This window comes from Paenibacillus sp. Mc5Re-14 (assembly GCF_001049835.1).
GTDB lineage: Bacteria > Bacillota > Bacilli > Paenibacillales > Paenibacillaceae > Paenibacillus > Paenibacillus polymyxa_C.
This window is the reverse complement of sequence record NZ_CVPD01000001.1, coordinates 5,099,910-5,118,257: the sequence shown is the minus strand read 5'-3', so window position 1 is coordinate 5,118,257 and position 18,348 is coordinate 5,099,910. Positions and strand designations below refer to the sequence as shown.

Genomic DNA, 18,348 nt, shown 5'->3' with positions numbered 1-18,348 from the left:
TCCATATCTTACGACATGGTTCGATTTTCTTGAAGGTGTTTTGATTTGTCTCCCGTTATGGGGTCAGTCCCATTAAGGTTAGCAGAGCTTTTTTTATTTCTCACGTTTTGATAATGCAAAGTTGATTAACAATAAATTTTACTTTTGTGCCGTCCGCGAAGTTTTCCAACCTATGACTTACCCATGATCCCGCTTCCCGGTTATCACTAGGGGTTATGTATCTGATATCAGCACCTGCACCACCTTCGGCGCACATAGCCATCGGCCATTCATCGCGGTCATATCCTTTTTTAGTTGGATAGCCCTTGAGTGACTCCTTCCTATTTTCCTCTGCTCCATCTCTATCAATCGTGCAGATCGCAGAATGTCCGGCTGCTATTGCATCCCCTAATGTGTGCCCCGGTTTCAGGGTAACGTGAACTTGGAAACTCCAACGTATACCCGGTTGCTTGTTGGTTGATTGCTGCCGGTTCAGCATAGACACCTTGAACGGAAAAAATAGCAGCTAATAAAAATACAATTAATCCTCTTACGATTCCTTTTATCATACGACACCTCCATAGTATTTAAATCTTCTCTATACTAATTGGAGAGTCATGTCGAAGTATCGCATATAAAATAAAGGTAATACCAGATACATATAAGTTGGGCCTTGTGTTCCTCGGAAATTTAAATACATTATTAAACTTATATTTGAATATATAGACATTATTGTTTAGACAATCCATATATAAATTGTTAAACTCGCATCATAGTAAATACACAAGGAGAGATTCTGTTGAAGCGATTTATTACGTCATTATTATTATTGGGGATATTTACGCTTGTAGGCTTGAGTACTTCAGCGTATGCTGCTACAAAAAACGTAGTATGGGAAAAGAGCCAGTCTGTTTCAGCAACTGTAGATTCAATTGGAACCAAAGCAAGTGTGGGAAAAACCAAAGGAAAATGGTATTGGGAAGTCACAGTAACAGCTCAAGCAAGTACCACAACTGGCATTGGTATCGTAGGTGAAGGTAAACAATATAATGGACCAGGCACAGGAGCCCTCCAGAATTGGATGTATTATGCTTCAAATGGAAATACTTTTCCGGGAATTGTTTCTACTGGAACGCCCTACACATTAAAAGATGTTATTGGTGTGGCTTTGAATATGGATGATGATAAAATCAGCTGGTATAAGAATGGTGTATTAGTTTATACAAGTACCTTTAAACCAAGCGATCTTCCAGGGGAGATTGTGACTCCTTCAATCACAGGTGGTTCAACTGGCAGCTTTTCGTTTGATGCAAATTTTGGTGCGACCCCCTTCATGTATAGTATTCCAGAAGGGTTCCTCCCATATCAACAACCTGAGAATTCATTAACTCTTAATGCAACAGGAACTGAAAAAAATATTCAATTGCAGTGGAATGAAATAAAGGGGATTACTACCTATAAAATTGAAAGAGCACTAACCCCTGGAGGCCCATATGAACAACTAGCCTCGGATATTTCTGGTACTTCTTATACTGATGATAAAGTGGAAGAAAACACTACTTATTATTATGTAGTTTCTGCGAAGATCTCCATGGATCAAGTTGTATCCAATGAAGCTGAAGCTACTGTAAAGAAATTAACGCCTGATCCGTCGGATACAGATGGTTCCTCACAACCAACGGGTGATCGTGCTATTCTGACTGTAACAATGGACAATGGATTTGATAAAGAATTCGATCTAAGTAAAAAAGAACTCAGTGCATTCATTGCTTGGTATGACGCTAAAGATGCTGGAAGAGGCCCTTCATTCTTTGCTATTGATAAGCACAATAATAACAAAGGTCCATTTAGTACCCGTAAGGACTATGTAATATTCAATAAAATCCTTACGTTTGAAGTAAGTGAGTATTCAACTAAATAAACAACAAAGGACTCCATACTGGTTACATACCAGCGGAGTCTTTTTTCACATCTACTCTAAATTCAAACTGATTACGGAAGAAATAAGATCCGTTAATCTTGATCGACTCCGGTGTGTATTTTTCGACCGGTCCGCCGTAGTCCACGATATCTATCAAATCCTCACCCAACGGCTGAACAACATATACTCTTACCTGATTTAAGGCAGCTGCAAACAACTCTATATCCGACTTTAACACTTTATATGTATGGTTCATACTGATCACTTCAAATAGTTATTCTGCCGTATGTATGGTAATTCCAGCACTAAAGAAAGCTCTGCCAACCTGAGGTTAGCAGAGCCTTTTTTAGAATCCACCAATCTGTACAAGAATTTGAATACCAGGTACGGTCAAAAAAAACAAAAAACTACTCGAAATGATTGACAGTGTTATTTTCTTTAACATTACTCAACCACACCTTTTCAATTAGATCGGAAAACTCCGTTTGAATTGCAGGAGCCGCATGGTCCTGGAAACGCATAAATAGGCCTATACAGTTTATAAAGTATGTTTCATTATTTATTATATGTGACTTTACCATTGCATTCATCAAAAATTTAAAGCCATCAGTGTACTTTCCTCGATGTAAATAATAATGAGCCATCTCGAAACCAAACCATGCGAAATAGTCTGGTATTACTTGTTGAGTGTACATATCAGCAACAGTCGGTAATTTAGCAAAGGAATGAATGTCCATTTCAAAACGCGAGAGGACATCATCCACATTTATTTGATATCTATTAGCCGCTATCATAATGTTCAGCAGCTTTGAGAGCTTCTCATTCTCGTTAGCGTTTGATGTTGCTGCAATATATTCAACATAGTCTGGCAGTACGCCAACATCTCCAGACAGAAGCTTATTTACATATATATTGCCTTCTGCCCACTGACTGAACAAGTTTACCCAGTGTCTTGTATCCTCGTCGGTCTCTTTAACCCATTCTAAATCCGCATAGGCGTATGTATATTGTAGAGCTTGCTGATAATCGCCCCGGGCTTCACAAACACTAGCATATAACAGGTCAGCATAAGCAATGTATCCAAATAGCGGACCTCTTGTTCTCTTTTCAATATCTCGTAACTCACGTTTCTCTTGGTGTTTTAAACTATACTGGATTTCCGCTTTAGCTCTCATTTGCCTTGCCATTTCGTCTACCTTGTCCCATTTACGCAAAGACCTGTACACGTTAGCTAAGTCCTTCAATGCGTCAAGTTGGTCTATTTCATCAAGACGCTCAACAAAAACTTCAAAAATCGTAGCTGCACTAAGATTTTTGCTTTGGTCGTCTCCAACTTGAATCGTAAATATACGATATTGACAAACAGCCAAACGTTCGGAATGTTGATATTTTTCCGCTTCAGCTACCCCCTCATAGAGCAACAATGCAGCCGCATTTTTTCCCTGGGACAATAATTCTTCTGCAATTTCAAATAGCTTGGGTGAATACAGGAGATTGTCCATGATGGCTCCCACCACTCGACGGATTGCATCCAACTTGTCCAACTCCGCACAGCGATACAAAAACGGCTCGATTCGCCTCATATTTGGAGGATGATCAATAATGTAGTTTTCTATAAACAGATCATAAAAGTGACCTTCTGGTAAGCACATAGCCTCAGTAATTAGATCAAGCTGGTTAATAGACATAGACTTATTCCCTGACACAATAGCACTTATTATTCCCCTATTCATGCCTGCAAGTTGTCCAAATTGCGCTAAGCTCAAACCCTTTTGTTCTAAATATCTGTCTAATTCTGCTCGAATCGTAGGTGTATGCTTCATGTCATATCCACCCTTCATACAGAAATTCCAAAACTTTTATATTATTGCAATCTATTGTTGTCGATAATTTAACAGTTGTCAATAAGTTTTGAAATATTTGTCATGCAATATTCAAATGAAATATGCATTTTCGAATATTAATATTTTTTACCATTTTGTTAATATAAAAGTACATTTTATTCCTTTTTATGCGCTATGACTGGTCAGTAGTACAAATTATACCATTCGGGAGGACGGTTTTTGATGAGGTTTAAAAACACAGCAATCATTCTTACAGGTATATTGGCTCTTACGGCAGTAGCTCCGCTGGTTGCTTCTGCCGCACCAGTTACGGGGATTAAAGTATCGAAGGATCATGGAGGTATAGTTATCCAAAAAACTGGTCAAGAGGTACATTCGGTTCTTGGTGGGACAAGTCCGACGATGGACTTAACTGTTGAGAAAGGTTATGGACATGTAAAGATTAAAGTGAAGAATGAAGGAACATCAAATCTCACTTGGAGCTTGCAGGGTAACGGGGAAGAATATGTCTATAAAACTGTTGGCAAAGGAGACACATTAACGTGGACTAGCGTTAATTCATTCCCTAATGGGATGCCTTCAGGTAAATACTTAATTCAATTCAGAGCCAACGGTAACAAAGTTGAAGGTGAAGCTTGGGGTACTACTGGTCGTACACAGGAGACATTAACTAACCGTTACTACAAGCAGGGGAGCGTCTTGGAGATAAATCCAAGGCGCTTTATGTATTCAATGTTGCCATACTCAGTGTCTAACAAAAGCCCCGCCGACCAATTTGAACTGTGACCCGTAAGATGGACACTTTGAAAAAAGTGACCCACTTACGGGTCATTTGTGTATTAATGCTGCGGATTTTAAACAGAAATATTGCTCAGCAAAAATAAGGTTGTAGAGTGACTATACATCTTTAAGCTAACAGGAAGTAAAGTTCCAATTATGGTAATATGGAGGATGACCAAATCTTCTGTTTGAGTTAGGAGCGAGTTACCTATGGATCTACTCATAATTATTTTAGTGATCGGTTTTATAACCATAGTAAGTTATCTCAGGGCAATTCATATTTCTCTTCAACGAATTATAGAATATAAAGGTAAAGAAAATGACTAGCTATTTTCAAATATGCCCAGTTTCAATATTTTGTAATATATTGGCGTATAGCTACATTATAACTATTCGACTGTCTTAACTTAGGAGGTTCTAAAGAATGCCTTATCCAATGGTCCATTTTGCTATAGCTTTAGAACTTTGCTCGCGTACTCCATCTTCTAGTTTCTTAATTGGGAGTATTGCTCCAGATGCTGTCCATGTAAGGGGAGATGTGACAAGAAGCGAAAAGGGTATTACACATTTTGTTTGTGAAGATAGATTCCCTAGTAGTGAGGTACTTAAGGAAAGATGCCAGTATTATTTAAACCTTAATGTTGAGACTAACTGGACAGATTACATACTAGGGTATTTTGCCCATATCTATGCGGACATAAGATGGACGGAAACAGTCTATTCGAATTTTGAACGTGAGTATCAAGGAGAAAAAGATGAAATAAGAAAAATCTATACTATGGAAGCAAACCAAGTAGAATTTAATTTAATCAAAAGAGAAGAATGGGCAGAAGATGTTCTCAACAAGCTCTATGTAGGAAATGCCTATAGTATTGAACCATTGTTAACACAAATTGAAGTAAATCAGTACCGAGATATAAAACTACAATGGCTACGTAATAAGAACAATGAACCCCAGATAACCCCAATTTATTTAAAGGTAGATGTGGTTAAGAGTTTTGTTACAAAGACATCGCATGAACTTAACGACTTATATAAAGAATGGGGAATCGAGTCTCTATAAGTAAGACTTGTTTAAGCTATCGGGACACAGCAGTTTAATATCACACATCGTTGAGCAGGCACATAAGTCTGCTCTTTGGGTATTAGACACTAATTTGATTATTTTTAAAATGGAGTTGTTTATCATTTTAAAGCATTATAAGATGGTTTCAGACATCGATGTACTTTAAAAAGAAAGAGAAGAAAATATGAAGGCTGAAATTGAAAAAATACCGTCTTGTAGAATTGCATACATGAGACAGATTGGTCCGTATGGAATTGCAAATTCACAACTAATGGAGAAATTTAAATACTGGGTTGAATCGAATAAATTATTTAATAATAAGTCTATTATCCTCGGCATTGCCCAAGATAATCCTGCATTTGTGAAGCCGGAAAATTGTCGCTACGATGCATGTTTGGTTATTCCTGATGGTTACTGTGTTAATACTGATGAAGTAAGTCTAAGCAATATTAGTGGAGGAAGATACGCTGTTTTTAAGATAAATCATACAGCAGAAGCTGTTCAAAAGGCTTGGGGCGAAATATTTCTAGAGTTGGAAAACCAAAAGTTCAGATTAGATGAAACCAAACCTATCTTGGAGCGCTATACAATTGAACTTATTAATAATCATCGTTGCGAAATTTGCGTTCCGATTCAATAAACGTGTTAAGATACCTATTATTAAAGGCAGTCTAATACTAATCCCTCTTATAAAAGTAAAAGCCCTCTGTTTAAGAGGGCTTGGGACTGTGGAGGAATTGATCGAAATACTTAATAATGATATTACAAAATCTGAAAAGTCATTGAATTACATCGATAGAAGAATAGGTGCGGCAGGCGACGATCAAAAACTTATTGAGCGCATTGAAAAAAGCGTCACCGTGACAAAAAAGTGCTTTACAATTAGTTCCTTGGACCAATTGGTATATGGGTTATTCTTCAAAGCCATTGCTTGTGACTGCTCTTCAACAACCACATATGAAGAAGGGGTTCCTGTTGTAATTTCAATAGTTTCCCCCTTCACCGCTAGGTTCGTCCCCAAAGATTCTGAAATCGGGCGCAAAGGTACATACGCTGTACCATCGACGGCAATAGCGTTTTCAAACAATGTTCTTCCATTTACGCTCATATTGTATTCCCCTAAAACCCTCTTTATTTCTTGATGATGGATCAAATGTAGCGTTCACAATTACATCATCGTACATATCACCTCTTAATGAAGCAACATCGTTTCTCAACTCTCTGATTGTTTCCCCGAGATTTTCAATAAAATCTTCAATTCCGAGCTTAAGCCCACTTACAGTAGCTTCAGTAAAATTAACCTCATTTTGAAAATAAACCATATCATCCGTAGATTTAATATATCCCCCACCCATATTATCTACATGAAATGAATTCAAGTCCCCAAAAATACGCCTACCCTCTTTTGCTGTACAGAATAAGGCACCTGTAATAATATCGCCCTCTATCTCATTACCAATTAACTTACTGGCTCTAATAATCATCTTGGGCCCGTATCGCTGCTAATGCATTTCCTATCCTATATCCAAACCTTTAAGTATTTCTTTCCGGCGTGCTGGTTGCGAAGCAATGATATGCAGAAGATAGTTGAATAACAGTAATCAATCTAAGGAGCATGTCGACCTACACGAGGCTTCATCCTAAATGAAACTAACGCAGGTTGTAGTTAAATTACTATTGTGATAAACTTGTTGTAATTTGATGATGGGAGTTGAACGGATACATGTAGAACTTTCTTGCTTCGAGATCACGAAAAGAACGGACTCAGCAATTGGCTAGGGTTGTTTTATTTCGTCTCTGCAAGAAAGGTCTGCGTTTCGTTTGCGCTCCCTCTCCGGACAGTCATATGGCCCCCTTGTAATGGGGTCTTATTTCCTCGTATGGATTAGAGCCGCAAGAAAGCACCTTTCTTGCGGCTCTTTTTTATTTCCAAACGAAAGGATGATTGCCATGCCCGCCATTCAGGTAACCAATCTTACTTTTGCCTATCCAGGCAGCTATGATCCTATATTCGAAAATGTTCATTTTCAAATTGATACAGACTGGAAGTTGGGCTTTACAGGACGAAACGGTCGGGGTAAAACGACGTTCTTAAACCTGCTGCAGGGGAAGTACGAATACAGCGGTACGATATCCACACCAGTCGCCTTTGATTATTTTCCGTTTCCCGTCGAACATCCGGAGTATTTGACTTTAGATGTCGTCGAAGAGATCGTGCCAACCTATGAGAACTGGAAGCTGATGCGTGAACTGAACCTGCTTAAGGTTTCAGAAGACGTGTTGTACCGACCATTCGAATCGCTGTCCCAAGGAGAACAGACGAAGGTATTGCTGGCTGTGCTATTCATCCAAGACAATCGATTTCTGCTCATCGACGAGCCGACCAATCATCTCGATTTGCACGCACGCAAGCTTGTCGCCGATTATCTGAATACGAAGCGTGGTTTTATTCTTGTTTCACACGACCGTGCTTTTCTCGACCGCTGCGTGGATCATATTCTGTCGATCAACAAAACGAATATTGAAATCCAAAAAGGCAACTTCTCCAGCTGGTGGACGAACAAAACTCGCCAGGATACATTCGAAATGGCACAAAACGAAAAGCTGTACAAAGACATACAGCGTTTATCAGCTTCCGCTAAACGTACTAGTAGCTGGTCTTTCGAGACCGAAAAATCGAAAAACGGCACACGAAATTCCGGTTCCAAACTTGATAAGGGGTACGTCGGACATAAGGCAGCCAAAATGATGAAACGCTCAAAATCCATCGAACAGCGGCAACACACTGCTTTAGAGGAAAAATCGAAACTGCTCCGAAATATCGAACAGTCAGAAAGCCTTGCGATCTCTCAGCTCGTGTATCCCAAATCGGAATTGGCGATACTGGATCATGTTACGATTTACTACGGGGAAAGGGCAGTATGCAAGAACGTTAGTCTGACGATTGAACCAGGAGATCGGATTGCAATCTCAGGTCCAAATGGTTCAGGTAAGTCTAGCTTGCTTCACCTGCTCAACGCTGAGGAGCTATACTATACAGGTACGTTTCAACGGGATCCGCAGCTTCGCGTTTCCTATGTATCCCAGAATACTTCTCATTTGCGAGGTACGCTTTCCGATTATGCAGCAGAGCACAGAATTGACGAAAGCTTATTTAAAGCCGTGTTGCGTAAGCTAGATTTCGCCCGCATCCAGTTTGAGAAGGATATATCGGCGTTTAGCGGCGGGCAGAAGAAGAAAGTTCTGATCGCGAGAAGCCTATGTGAGGAGGCTCATCTGCATATTTGGGACGAACCGCTCAACTTTGTCGACGTGATTTCCCGGATGCAAATTGAGGAGCTGCTGCTTGAATACACGCCCACCATTGTATTCGTAGAGCATGATCGGGAATTTCATGACCGGGTCGCCACGAAAACGATTGAACTCGGTGGGGATTAGAATTTTACAAATTGAATTGGATTAAGACATGATTTCAACGATAGAAAGCTTTGTTCAACAACTTTTATGAAAAGGAAAAAGATTGAACTAAAGGCACACGATAGTTCAATCGAACATCGGCAGTCTAGGATTTTATTTTTTCGTCCATGGCTGCCGATGTTTTTATTGAAGACAGTTTAAGTTATCTCACTAAGACTAAGAAGCTTATATTATTTTACAGTGGGTTTTGCTTCTTCTACTCTACTCTACTCTCACTGTCCATTTTAGGAAATTCCGCTTCAAATGCTATTGCAAAACGGACAATTGGATCAATAAAATTTGATCAAGAAAGTATAAGCCAACTTGTTTTAGTTGTTTGTGACTTTTACCAGCAACCGAGATTACAATGTCGCCAAAGTAATATAAGTTTGGTAATCCCTCAATTGAAAGAAAAAATATTGAGTGAGTTGAATTTGTATTTGCTTAAGAGTGTAGAAAACTTATATACAGATATGGAGAAAGATTTATTCGTATCTATTTATGCGAACGTAATCTATGAGGCTGGTTATTTATGGGCTTCCGGAAAAGTAAAATTAAACAAAGAAGAAATAGCTAAGAAAATTTAGTTATTCGTATTAGGTGGGCAGAACACTCTTTAATGCTGCTTTTGCTCACTTTCTTAATATTGCTCATCCTTCTTTCAACGGATAAGAAACAATAAAAAAACACAAGCAATTACGCTTGTGTTTTGATGCAGCCTATATCAGATCACTCTCAAAGAGACAAGACCCTGAAACTGTACCACGTAAGGCTTCAAGCTCATCCAGAGCTTTCTTTAAATCACCGTCCATCGCTCATATCCTATTTTCATTAAGCACATTCCCCTCTGTACAATTCATGATTACTTTAGAATAATCCGCAAAAACGTTGCGCTTGCCATGCAGGTCCAGTCGCGAAACAGCCCCGGCAATTTCCGTAACTCACCGTGTGGAAAACGACACCCCCATTGAAAAGGATGCCTCAACACTATGAATAAAGTAACAAATTTCAGGATAAAAAATCATAGTTCCTAATGTCAGAAGAAGCCAAAGTATTAGACTGACCTTAGAAATTGAAACAGCGACAACTAAGACGAGGAAATAGGGTCCTTGACTGTCGCTATTGCATTGAACTAACGTATCCCGTTAGTTCAATGCAATAATATACAACTAAAATCCCAACTCTGTTACTCTTTCAAGCCACTCACGCATAAGTGACTCAAATAATAGAGTCTGTTCAATCTGAAGATTATGGCCTGCTCGATCTAGAACGGCAAAGGTTGCTCTAGGATAATTGTCTAAAATTCTAAAAGCATCTATGTAACCAACAACTGCATCTTGTCGCCCAAGAGTAAATACTGTTGGTTTATCGAAAACTAATTCATCTATATTGGTGGAAAATCCATAGTTTCTTTGAATCTTGTTAAGAAAATCAAAGTCAGCGATCTTACAACCTGACACGATCTCTTCTGAATACCTTTTCCAATTATATTCATTGAGGACGACTTGATTTGCGCTAAAATCGCTTATTTGCTCTTCACTTAAGGTGTCCATAAACTCGCGATCACAATGAACAACAAAATGCTCGGGAAGTATTCTTCTTTTGTGTTCAGGAATAATTAATGGACAAATCAGTGCAGCCCCACCAATACGATCTTTATGTCTATTAATTATTCCTCTTGTAATATATCCACCGTATGATTCGCCTGCTATGAGATAATCTTGGTTTGGGACAAGAGTTTCAATAAAATTTATAACTGTTTCTAGCATATCATCTGAATTACATATTTGATCGTAATCCTTTGTTTGTCCCATTCCAGGCAGGTCAAGATAGATACGACGCCAATTGGAATTATCTTCAAATATCGGTTCCATGCACCCGCTCATTAACCGATGGTCTGGTGTAAAACCATGGATCATTATAATTGGTTTGCCTTTACCAATTTCCTCGTAATATATATTGGCATTCTTGACTTTACAATATGGCATACAGACTCCTCCAAAATTGAGTTATTATTATAATATTCTTACACTAAAGAAGAATCTACATGTTTTATCAAGCAAACCAGATCTCCTTTCCGTTTCGTTTTGATTATATACGCATATATAATATATGTAAAGAACACTTGTTCCCTATTCTTGTTTTCGGAGTTAAACTAACCTGCCCGTTACTTCAATGAAAAAAGCAGCCCCTCATGAACTGCCCTACTGCTAGTCACTTCAACAATAGGATGAGTTCATTCAAGGGCTACCCCATTTACCAAGTAATCCAACCGCTCGTTCGTTTGTAACTGTGTAGGATCTCGTATTCCTCACTACGCATCAGTCGTTTCATTTTTGTTCTATACAGCCGATAATCATCTTTTCTTGCTACTTTACATTCTTTGTTGTAATGAACACTCTTGATTCCTTTACGGAAATCCTTAAGCTTCTCTTTTCTTGGATCTTTGGGCTTATTATTGATCTCCAGACTACGCTGTTTCTCATCTTCCCAGGATTGAATCTCTTCCCGTGTAAACATCTTCATCCCCGTTGTGCCGGGTTAGATTTTGGCATTTGAAGCCATGACCTTAGACACAACTAATAGAAGAAGATCTTCGGATTGAACATTAAATCACCTCTGAATTTATTCGCCCTTATTTTAACATATTTATAACTATTCTTCCCGTTTTACGCCTTCAATCAGTGTTTAGACAATCATTTTACATATTTGAAATTTGCAACTTTCCCCTCTAAACCTTCCTCATCCTGGTCCGTTCCTGTTTCACCATGAGCTCCCTTCTAAAGGAAGTCTTTATGCATAGGTATACTCCGGTCCCAATCGTTTGATAATTCGATCCAACTGTCTGGTTAGATAAGGCGAAACGTCACCAATGCCAGCCACTGCTTCTAACAAGTGAAAGGATTGCCCACCCCACGGGCCTTGTGGATCAAAGACTTGTCTACCGATTCGCAAGCCTTCTGTTTCCCTGAAGATGTTCAATCGTTCCAATCCTTCAATAAGCAGCCCGACCGGCAGCGTTTTGTTCCTACGTCGGGACCATTCTGCCAAGAAAGACATGCCACGTAATATATCATATTCAAAAAACCTCGGAAAGCAAGGCTTCAGCCATTCCATATCGATGACGCTTTTATTTTGTTTAGAACATACAAGACGATGCTCAATTAAATAACGTGCGCCTTCATCTAAGAAAACGACTTCCTGTTCAGTAAATTCACGGTCTGTATGCCATAAGATAGCTTCAAGCGGAGGAAGTGTCGAAACAATAGAGCTTTTTTTAGAATGAGTATAAGCTTCAGGGTCGCAGTTCAGCCCTCCATCAGGTAACTGATGCTTTAAGAGCCATTCGCGAATCCAAGGAAGTTCCTTGTCCAAATTACAGCCATACGCCATTAGAATCATATAGTATACGGCAAGTTCACAATGGCAGCAATCCATCTTCATCTTATCACTTTCACTTGTTGGATGGTCATCGGGGGATATGATGAAGGTGGGCCAAACCTGAGTTTCGAGTAAATATTTTGCTCCTATAATAGCAGACTCGGGAATTAGTTTCACCTCTCCCATTTCATAAAGAGCAGCCATATGCCACCAAGCTCCATCCCATTTTCGACGGCTGCACTCGCCGTGAGTCATCCCCAAATGCGGAGTAGATTCAAGGAACTGTATAGACTCTTCGATTGCTAAACGAATATTTCGATTTGTTTCCATCTGGATATCTCCTTTTTTTGATTATCTCTACTTCACGCTTTAGTTAAGCAACGCCTCATCTGGTATACCCTTCCACTCTTAAAAAATTCGATATGTTATTAAACTATCCTGCCCGTTAGCTTAATGAGGCATCGTCAGAATATTACTTTATTTTTCAGTCTAGAACTTTATTTTCTTCTGACACCTATAATAAAGACCGCAAAGGCTTAAGCCCTTTGCTTCTGGCATCCTAAGTCCAATTTCTCCTTCTTGGTTTCGCCCCCGACCATAGTCGATCATCACAAAATCCAATGTTCGGTTGACAGACTTTTTGCTAAATTTTCTATGACCTTGCGTCTTTTGTCAGCGAATGTTGTGGCTGATATGCCATGAATACCTTTTTTATACTCTGCTCATATACTGTTGAGCTTTTAGATACAAAAGCTTTGCAGCAAGCCTTTCATGCACATCTCTAATGTTAGAGATTGCAAAACGGATATTGTTTGTAATGAGGAGATAGAACTTGTAATGACCTGTTACTCTTTAGAGCTATCCACATCCAGAATGCCACCCAAGGGTGAGCCATCATCCAATCAGCTTATGGTCATGAGCGGCCACGCTCCACGGAATCGCTTATACTCTTCTGTTCTTTTAGGCTGTAATAGCTGAGCTCATATTCAGGTTGCACACACTTTGACCTTTTATTGTCGTGATAACCGTAGACCTTCAACAGACTTCTTGAGCCTGGCTATCTCGTTATCCTTTTGTTGCATAAGGGTTTCAACGGCGATTAAATCATCGTTCTAGCCCTTAGCCACTTGTTGAAATCTCTATACCCCATTTCTATATCTGGCTGCTGTGGTGGGTCTGGATCAATCCTTCCACTACAGAATGGTTGTTGCTCCACATCTCATTTATATGTTTTTCCACACTCATCCGCCGTCTCGGCTCCATCCACTCTTTGCAGCATCAAAAGGCATTTTACAGTCATATACAATTAAAAATCCCTTTCCGCATTACTGTAAGTACACTGTTCGAATGCGTACACGCCTCTTCTTTCATCCGTAGGAGTATTTTTAAAATCTAAATCAACATTTTTAATGAGGAAGAAACCTCTGCATCTGGCATCATTACAACGATGCTTCGACAGACATTGTATAAGGCTGTTTTCTCTTTCTTTATTCCCTATGAGCAAAAATATGATATATCCTTACTGCCCTCAACAATGAATATGTTCTGCATAAACTATCAAAAAGGAGATGAGGACATGACTAGATTGTTAGATGCTCGAACATCTCAAAACGCAAGTTACGGTAATACGATCTCAATTCCCTTGCCAGCCAATACTGCTGGTACCATCGCGGAGCTTGGTTTAGATGTAACGGAATGCCCTTTACTCTGTGAGTGTCTCCGAAACAAACCCAAACGCTGTACAAGTCGTCACTATCAATGCTTCTGATTACAATATCCCTCTACCACCATCAAATGAATTGGTATATACCTTATATATATTTTGCACAGCAGATGCTACCCGAATAGGAATAGAAAGTTTTAATGCTGTTGCCTACTCGGATTAAAATTCACCGTAACATGGAGAACAAAGCCCTCTTATTTTTGTTTCATCTGCTCTTGGAGACAATAATTTCTATCTGTCGTTCATTTTTTGGTATAATTTACTTAAAGCGGGTGATCAAATGGGAATTATGTTTATTCTTATTGCTATTATTTTTTTCGCGCTTGGTATTTTAAGTAAACGGAAACCCACTTGGGGATGGCGTGCAAACGAAGCCTGGAAAATCAAAGGTGACTCAGAACCAAGCGACGCTTACATTGATGACATGAAATTTAGGGGCTCTGTATCTATTCTCTTTGGGTTCTTCTTCTTAGCATGTGGACTTTTGGTTATCTTCCTGTAAGCGCACTTCCTTAAACTTCAAAGCTCGACCAGCGAATGTAGTAGCAGTTCCATAACTAGCTTCATAGATTTCATACTTTTCTTTTTTTGTTTCTAAACACTTCTTCGCGCCCTGCTGGCGTTTGTATTCTTCCCAGTCTACTTTATGAAACCAAAAGCATTTTCCGTAGCTATCCCTATAGGTCTCTATACAGAATTGAAGAAGTTCCTTCATTGATTTGTATGTATCTGCTCATGGCATGGATCGAACATGCACAAGGCATTTATCTTTACACCGTGTCCGCTTCTAACTATTTAAAACCTAATTCAATAATTTTTTGTGGGGAAATTGTGGGGAGTACTGCGTAGTCCAAGAAAATGAAGCATTATCCTCAAACAAAAAAATCCCTCAACGCTTAGAGCGCCAAGGGATTCCACATTTTAGTAAAGCGTCAGATATTGATCACGTTCCCATTGATGTACTTGGGTTCTGTACATATCCCATTCAATTTCCTTAAGCTCATAGAAGTAAGCCAGAGCATGATCACCCAGTGCGTCAGAGATCACCTCGCTCCGAATAAGCTCAGACAGAGCTTCTTTCAGGTCTGCAGGCAGACTAGGAATGCCTTCTTCAATTCGCTCTTCCTCGGACATCACGTAGATGTTGCGATCGATTGGGGCTGGCAAAGCCATCTGACGTTTGATACCATCCAAACCTGCCCTCAGCATTACAGCCAAGGCTAGATAAGGATTCGCTGCCGGGTCAGGGTTCCGAACTTCGACGCGAGTGCTCAGGCCACGAGATGCGGGGATCCGAATCATCGGACTCCGATTGCTTGCAGACCAAGCAACATAACAAGGCGCTTCATAACCTGGTACGAGACGTTTGTAGGAATTTACTGTTGGATTCGTGATCGCTGCCATTGCACGTGCATGTTTAAGAATACCTGCCATATAGTGGCGAGCTGTCTGGCTTAATCCGAGTTCATCCGTCTCATCATAAAATACATTTTCATTGTCCTTAAACAACGATTGGTTGCAGTGCATACCGGAACCATTCACGCCGAACAAAGGTTTTGGCATAAAGGTTGCATGCAAACCATGCTGACGAGCAATGGTCTTAACAACGAGCTTGAACGTTTGAATCTGATCGGCAGCTTTAACTGCATCTGCATATTTAAAGTCAATCTCATGCTGACCAGGTGCGACCTCATGGTGGGATGCTTCAATTTCGAAGCCCATCTCTTCAAGCTTAAGAACAATTTCACGACGGCAGTTCTCACCCAGATCCATTGGAGCCAGGTCAAAATATCCGCCTTGGTCATTCAGTTCTGTGGTTGGATCGCCTTTTTCATCGGTTTTGAACAAGAAGAATTCAGGTTCTGGTCCGACATTCATCGAAGTGTATCCCATTTCTTCGGCTTCCTTAAGTACACGTTTCAAGATCCCCCGCGGGTCACCTGCAAATGGAGAGCCGTCTGGCTTGTAAATATCGCAGATCAAACGAGCTACACGATCTGAGGTTACCCATGGGAATACAACCCAAGTGTCCAAATCTGGATATAAGTACATGTCAGATTCTTCGATACGTACATAGCCTTCTATGGAAGAACCGTCAAACATCATTTTGTTATCCAATGCTTTTTCCAGCTGGCTAACAGGAATTTCAACGTTCTTAATGGTGCCCAGCAAATCGGTAAACTGCAAACGAATAAAACGAACATTTTCTTCTTTCGCAATCCTAATGATATCTTCTCTGGTATAACTCACACTAACCTCTCCCTTTCTGTAACGACTATATGCAAATCGGCTGTATCATAAATGACTTAAATGATGAGAGCGTTTTTAAGTAGAATAAACTTATGCCAAAAGGTAAGCCACAGCATTATCTTTTGTTGAAAAACCGTGATAATTCGCCTTGGATCAAAGATACCTGTCCTGGTCTTTTGCCTGCAACAAGTTGTTGCTTCAACAAACGATGAAGCTGAGTGTCGGACATTTCACGGCGTTTGACTTCCGTATCTGCAGTAATAACTGTAGCTTCCTCCGATTCCTTGGTAACCGGATTCATGACTTGTTTAATTCCTGCAATGTTTACACCCTTCTCGATCAACGCCTTAATTTCGAGCAGACGCTCTACGTCATTAAATGAAAAAAGTCGTTGGTTACCTGATGTACGGGCAGGAACTATCAAATTATGCTGCTCATAATAACGAATCTGACGTGCTGACAAGTCCGTTAGCTTCATGACAATACCTATTGGAAACAAGGCCATATTTCTGCGAATTTCGTCGCCCATTTGTCATCAACCTTCCAGTGATCTATTATTCACCTTATTGTACATTTAGCTGATGCAAAGTGTCAATGATATGTTAGAAAAACTCACAATAATTTACGTTCTTTCATCGTTTGCAGAGCCATAAGTACTCCATATTTGACATGCGAGTAGGTTAAGCCCCCTTGCATGTAACCAATATAAGGCTCCCGAATCGGAGCATCTGCGGATAATTCCAAACTTCCACCTTGTATGAACGTACCTGCTGCCATAATAACCGGATGCTCATAACCCGGCATATCCCACGGCTCTGGCACCACATGGCTATCCACGGCGGCTGCGCGCTGAATGCCCTGTACAAAAGCAATTAGATGTTCTGCTCCGCTAAAAGAAATGGCCTGAATCAAATCCGTACGCTCTTCATGCCAGGCAGGTTTGGTCTCAAAACCCATTTCCTCAAAGACCGCAGCTGCGAATATACTTCCTTTAACCGCTTGCCCCACCAATGTAGGAGCAAGGAATAGTCCCTGGTATATGCCTCGTGTAGTACCTAGCATCGCTCCTACTTCTCCCCCAATACCGGGTGCTGTTAATCGGTAGGATGCCAGCTCTACATATTGATGTTTGCCGCAGATATATCCACCCGTTTCTGCAATGCCACCACCGGGATTTTTAATCAACGAACCTGCCATCAAATCAACACCGACCTGAGTAGGTTCCAGCTTCTCAGTAAATTCCCCGTAGCAATTGTCTACAAAGACAATAACGTCAGGCTTTATCTTTTTCACTCGTGCCGTCATTTCTTCAATATCTGCCACACTAAAGGAAGCTCTCCAATCATAGCCGCGTGAGCGCTGGATACCAATCACTTTGGTATTGTCATGGATTGCGGACTCCACCGCTTTCCAGTCCACTTTACCTTCTGCTGTCAGCGCTGTCTCTCCATAAGTAACACCAAAGTCCTGCAATGATCCTGTTCCGTCGCCGGGCTTACCAATCACTTTGTGTAAGGTATCATATGGTCGCCCTGTAATGTATAACAACTCATCCCCTGGTCGCAGCACACCAAATAAAGCCGTGGCGATGGTATGCGTTCCCGAGGCAAAATGCGGACGCACCAACGCTGCCTCCGCACCGAACACATCTGCATAGACTTCTTCCAGCACTTCACGCCCCCGGTCATTGTAAGCATATCCCGTTGAACCTGCAAAATGAAAATCGCTCACTTGCTTGCGCTGGAAGGCCTGAATGACCTTCCACTGATTTGCATCTACAATATGATCTATGTGCTGTATACGTTCTTGTATTTTATGTTCTACCGTTTCCTGAATTTGCTGAATTTCTGGACTAAAAACTACCATTTACCTTCTTGACCCTCTCTCTTCCGCAGCCTTAGGCTAATCATGTTATATTGTTGTTCAATTTGGAACGATAAGCATTATG

General features: G+C 40.3%; 17 protein-coding genes and 2 pseudogenes. 7 read left to right on the top strand and 12 right to left on the bottom strand.

Going from position 1 to position 18,348, the window contains the following annotated elements; translation table 11 throughout:
- Positions 1 to 100: 100 nt before the first annotated feature.
- Positions 101 to 434: pseudogene (locus tag BN1546_RS23295) on the bottom strand (NucA/NucB deoxyribonuclease domain-containing protein); the annotation flags it as partial.
- Between the two features lie 344 nt (positions 435 to 778).
- Here BN1546_RS23295 and BN1546_RS23290 point away from each other — a divergent pair.
- Complete coding sequence (locus BN1546_RS23290) at positions 779 to 1,900, top strand: SPRY domain-containing protein (RefSeq protein WP_090738921.1); 1,122 nt, start codon at positions 779 to 781, stop codon at positions 1,898 to 1,900.
- Positions 1,901 to 1,922: 22 nt separating this feature from the next.
- Here BN1546_RS23290 and BN1546_RS23285 read toward each other — a convergent pair whose 3' ends face one another.
- Positions 1,923 to 2,156, bottom strand: a complete 234-nt coding sequence (locus BN1546_RS23285) for a hypothetical protein (protein WP_090738920.1) — start codon at positions 2,154 to 2,156, stop codon at positions 1,923 to 1,925.
- Positions 2,157 to 2,307: 151 nt separating this feature from the next.
- Complete coding sequence (locus BN1546_RS23280) at positions 2,308 to 3,723, bottom strand: helix-turn-helix domain-containing protein (protein WP_090738919.1); 1,416 nt, start codon at positions 3,721 to 3,723, stop codon at positions 2,308 to 2,310.
- A gap of 243 nt (positions 3,724 to 3,966) precedes the next feature.
- On the opposite strand from BN1546_RS23280, the gene BN1546_RS23275 reads away from it, so the two are divergent.
- The 3 genes from BN1546_RS23275 to BN1546_RS23265 all read left to right on the top strand — a co-directional run bounded on the left by BN1546_RS23275 (position 3,967) and on the right by BN1546_RS23265 (position 6,230).
- Entirely contained in the window at positions 3,967 to 4,530 is a 564-nt protein-coding gene (locus BN1546_RS23275; protein WP_255305585.1) for a hypothetical protein, read from the top strand.
- 418 nt (positions 4,531 to 4,948) lie between these two features.
- On the top strand, positions 4,949 to 5,587 hold the full coding sequence (locus tag BN1546_RS23270; protein ID WP_090738918.1) for a hypothetical protein: 639 nt from the start codon (positions 4,949 to 4,951) through the stop codon (positions 5,585 to 5,587).
- A gap of 187 nt (positions 5,588 to 5,774) precedes the next feature.
- The gene (locus BN1546_RS23265) at positions 5,775 to 6,230 is read left to right on the top strand and encodes an AraC family transcriptional regulator (RefSeq protein WP_090738917.1); all 456 of its coding nucleotides are present in this window, start codon (positions 5,775 to 5,777) and stop codon (positions 6,228 to 6,230) included.
- Positions 6,231 to 6,413: 183 nt separating this feature from the next.
- Here the strand turns inward: BN1546_RS23265 and BN1546_RS23260 are convergent, their stop codons facing one another.
- Both BN1546_RS23260 and BN1546_RS23255 read right to left on the bottom strand, forming a co-directional pair.
- Entirely contained in the window at positions 6,414 to 6,698 is a 285-nt protein-coding gene (locus BN1546_RS23260) for a stalk domain-containing protein (RefSeq protein WP_090738916.1), read from the bottom strand.
- On the bottom strand, positions 6,670 to 7,074 hold the full coding sequence (locus BN1546_RS23255; RefSeq protein WP_090738915.1) for a hypothetical protein: 405 nt from the start codon (positions 7,072 to 7,074) through the stop codon (positions 6,670 to 6,672). The genes BN1546_RS23260 and BN1546_RS23255 overlap by 29 nt, the downstream gene beginning before the upstream one ends.
- Before the next feature lie 466 nt (positions 7,075 to 7,540).
- Here BN1546_RS23255 and abc-f point away from each other — a divergent pair, with 466 nt between their 5' ends.
- Together abc-f and BN1546_RS23245 are read left to right on the top strand one after the other, a co-directional pair.
- Positions 7,541 to 9,028 (top strand): ribosomal protection-like ABC-F family protein, encoded by a 1,488-nt coding sequence (gene abc-f / locus BN1546_RS23250; RefSeq protein ID WP_058829665.1) that lies wholly within the window; start codon positions 7,541 to 7,543, stop codon positions 9,026 to 9,028.
- Between the two features lie 146 nt (positions 9,029 to 9,174).
- Positions 9,175 to 9,633 (top strand): hypothetical protein, encoded by a 459-nt coding sequence (locus BN1546_RS23245; protein ID WP_255305513.1) that lies wholly within the window; start codon positions 9,175 to 9,177, stop codon positions 9,631 to 9,633.
- A 582-nt stretch (positions 9,634 to 10,215) separates the two neighbouring features.
- On the opposite strand, the gene BN1546_RS23240 is transcribed toward BN1546_RS23245, so the two are convergent.
- The 4 genes and pseudogenes from BN1546_RS23240 to BN1546_RS28545 form a co-directional block, all read right to left on the bottom strand.
- Positions 10,216 to 11,034, bottom strand: a complete 819-nt coding sequence (locus BN1546_RS23240; protein WP_090738914.1) for an alpha/beta fold hydrolase — start codon at positions 11,032 to 11,034, stop codon at positions 10,216 to 10,218.
- A 268-nt stretch (positions 11,035 to 11,302) separates the two neighbouring features.
- Positions 11,303 to 11,566, bottom strand: coding sequence for a hypothetical protein (locus BN1546_RS23235; protein ID WP_013371533.1), 264 nt, complete (start codon positions 11,564 to 11,566; stop codon positions 11,303 to 11,305).
- Between the two features lie 273 nt (positions 11,567 to 11,839).
- The gene (locus BN1546_RS23230; protein ID WP_090738913.1) at positions 11,840 to 12,757 is read right to left on the bottom strand and encodes a prenyltransferase/squalene oxidase repeat-containing protein; all 918 of its coding nucleotides are present in this window, start codon (positions 12,755 to 12,757) and stop codon (positions 11,840 to 11,842) included.
- Positions 12,758 to 12,916: 159 nt separating this feature from the next.
- Positions 12,917 to 13,267: pseudogene (locus BN1546_RS28545) on the bottom strand (hypothetical protein); the annotation flags it as partial.
- Positions 13,268 to 14,430: 1,163 nt separating this feature from the next.
- Between BN1546_RS28545 and BN1546_RS23215 the strand changes: the two are divergent.
- Positions 14,431 to 14,652: a DUF6199 family natural product biosynthesis protein gene (locus BN1546_RS23215; RefSeq protein ID WP_090738912.1), complete on the top strand. Its 222-nt coding sequence runs from the start codon at positions 14,431 to 14,433 to the stop codon at positions 14,650 to 14,652.
- 419 nt (positions 14,653 to 15,071) lie between these two features.
- Here the strand turns inward: BN1546_RS23215 and glnA are convergent, their stop codons facing one another.
- The 3 genes from glnA to BN1546_RS23200 form a co-directional block, all read right to left on the bottom strand.
- Entirely contained in the window at positions 15,072 to 16,400 is a 1,329-nt protein-coding gene (gene glnA, locus BN1546_RS23210; protein WP_013371539.1) for a type I glutamate--ammonia ligase, read from the bottom strand.
- Positions 16,401 to 16,515: 115 nt separating this feature from the next.
- Entirely contained in the window at positions 16,516 to 16,929 is a 414-nt protein-coding gene (locus tag BN1546_RS23205) for a MerR family transcriptional regulator (RefSeq protein ID WP_007430683.1), read from the bottom strand.
- A gap of 83 nt (positions 16,930 to 17,012) precedes the next feature.
- The gene (locus BN1546_RS23200) at positions 17,013 to 18,266 is read right to left on the bottom strand and encodes a methionine gamma-lyase family protein (RefSeq protein WP_013371540.1); all 1,254 of its coding nucleotides are present in this window, start codon (positions 18,264 to 18,266) and stop codon (positions 17,013 to 17,015) included.
- Positions 18,267 to 18,348: the final 82 nt, after the last annotated feature.

Bases quoted from the DNA above. Each gene is read 5' to 3' on its own strand.
- BN1546_RS23285 (WP_090738920.1), bottom strand. From the start codon at position 2,156: ATGAACCATACATATAAAGTGTTAAAGTCGGATATAGAGTTGTTTGCA.
- BN1546_RS23280 (WP_090738919.1), bottom strand. From the start codon at position 3,723: ATGAAGCATACACCTACGATTCGAGCAGAATTAGACAGATATTTAGAA.
- BN1546_RS23275 (WP_255305585.1), top strand. From the start codon at position 3,967: ATGAGGTTTAAAAACACAGCAATCATTCTTACAGGTATATTGGCTCTT.
- BN1546_RS23270 (WP_090738918.1), top strand. From the start codon at position 4,949: ATGCCTTATCCAATGGTCCATTTTGCTATAGCTTTAGAACTTTGCTCG.
- BN1546_RS23265 (WP_090738917.1), top strand. From the start codon at position 5,775: ATGAAGGCTGAAATTGAAAAAATACCGTCTTGTAGAATTGCATACATG.
- BN1546_RS23260 (WP_090738916.1), bottom strand. From the start codon at position 6,698: ATGAGCGTAAATGGAAGAACATTGTTTGAAAACGCTATTGCCGTCGAT.
- BN1546_RS23255 (WP_090738915.1), bottom strand. From the start codon at position 7,074: ATGATTATTAGAGCCAGTAAGTTAATTGGTAATGAGATAGAGGGCGAT.
- abc-f (WP_058829665.1), top strand. From the start codon at position 7,541: ATGCCCGCCATTCAGGTAACCAATCTTACTTTTGCCTATCCAGGCAGC.
- BN1546_RS23245 (WP_255305513.1), top strand. From the start codon at position 9,175: ATGGCTGCCGATGTTTTTATTGAAGACAGTTTAAGTTATCTCACTAAG.
- BN1546_RS23240 (WP_090738914.1), bottom strand. From the start codon at position 11,034: ATGCCATATTGTAAAGTCAAGAATGCCAATATATATTACGAGGAAATT.
- BN1546_RS23235 (WP_013371533.1), bottom strand. From the start codon at position 11,566: ATGTTTACACGGGAAGAGATTCAATCCTGGGAAGATGAGAAACAGCGT.
- BN1546_RS23230 (WP_090738913.1), bottom strand. From the start codon at position 12,757: ATGGAAACAAATCGAAATATTCGTTTAGCAATCGAAGAGTCTATACAG.
- BN1546_RS23215 (WP_090738912.1), top strand. From the start codon at position 14,431: ATGGGAATTATGTTTATTCTTATTGCTATTATTTTTTTCGCGCTTGGT.
- BN1546_RS23205 (WP_007430683.1), bottom strand. From the start codon at position 16,929: ATGGGCGACGAAATTCGCAGAAATATGGCCTTGTTTCCAATAGGTATT.
- BN1546_RS23200 (WP_013371540.1), bottom strand. From the start codon at position 18,266: ATGGTAGTTTTTAGTCCAGAAATTCAGCAAATTCAGGAAACGGTAGAA.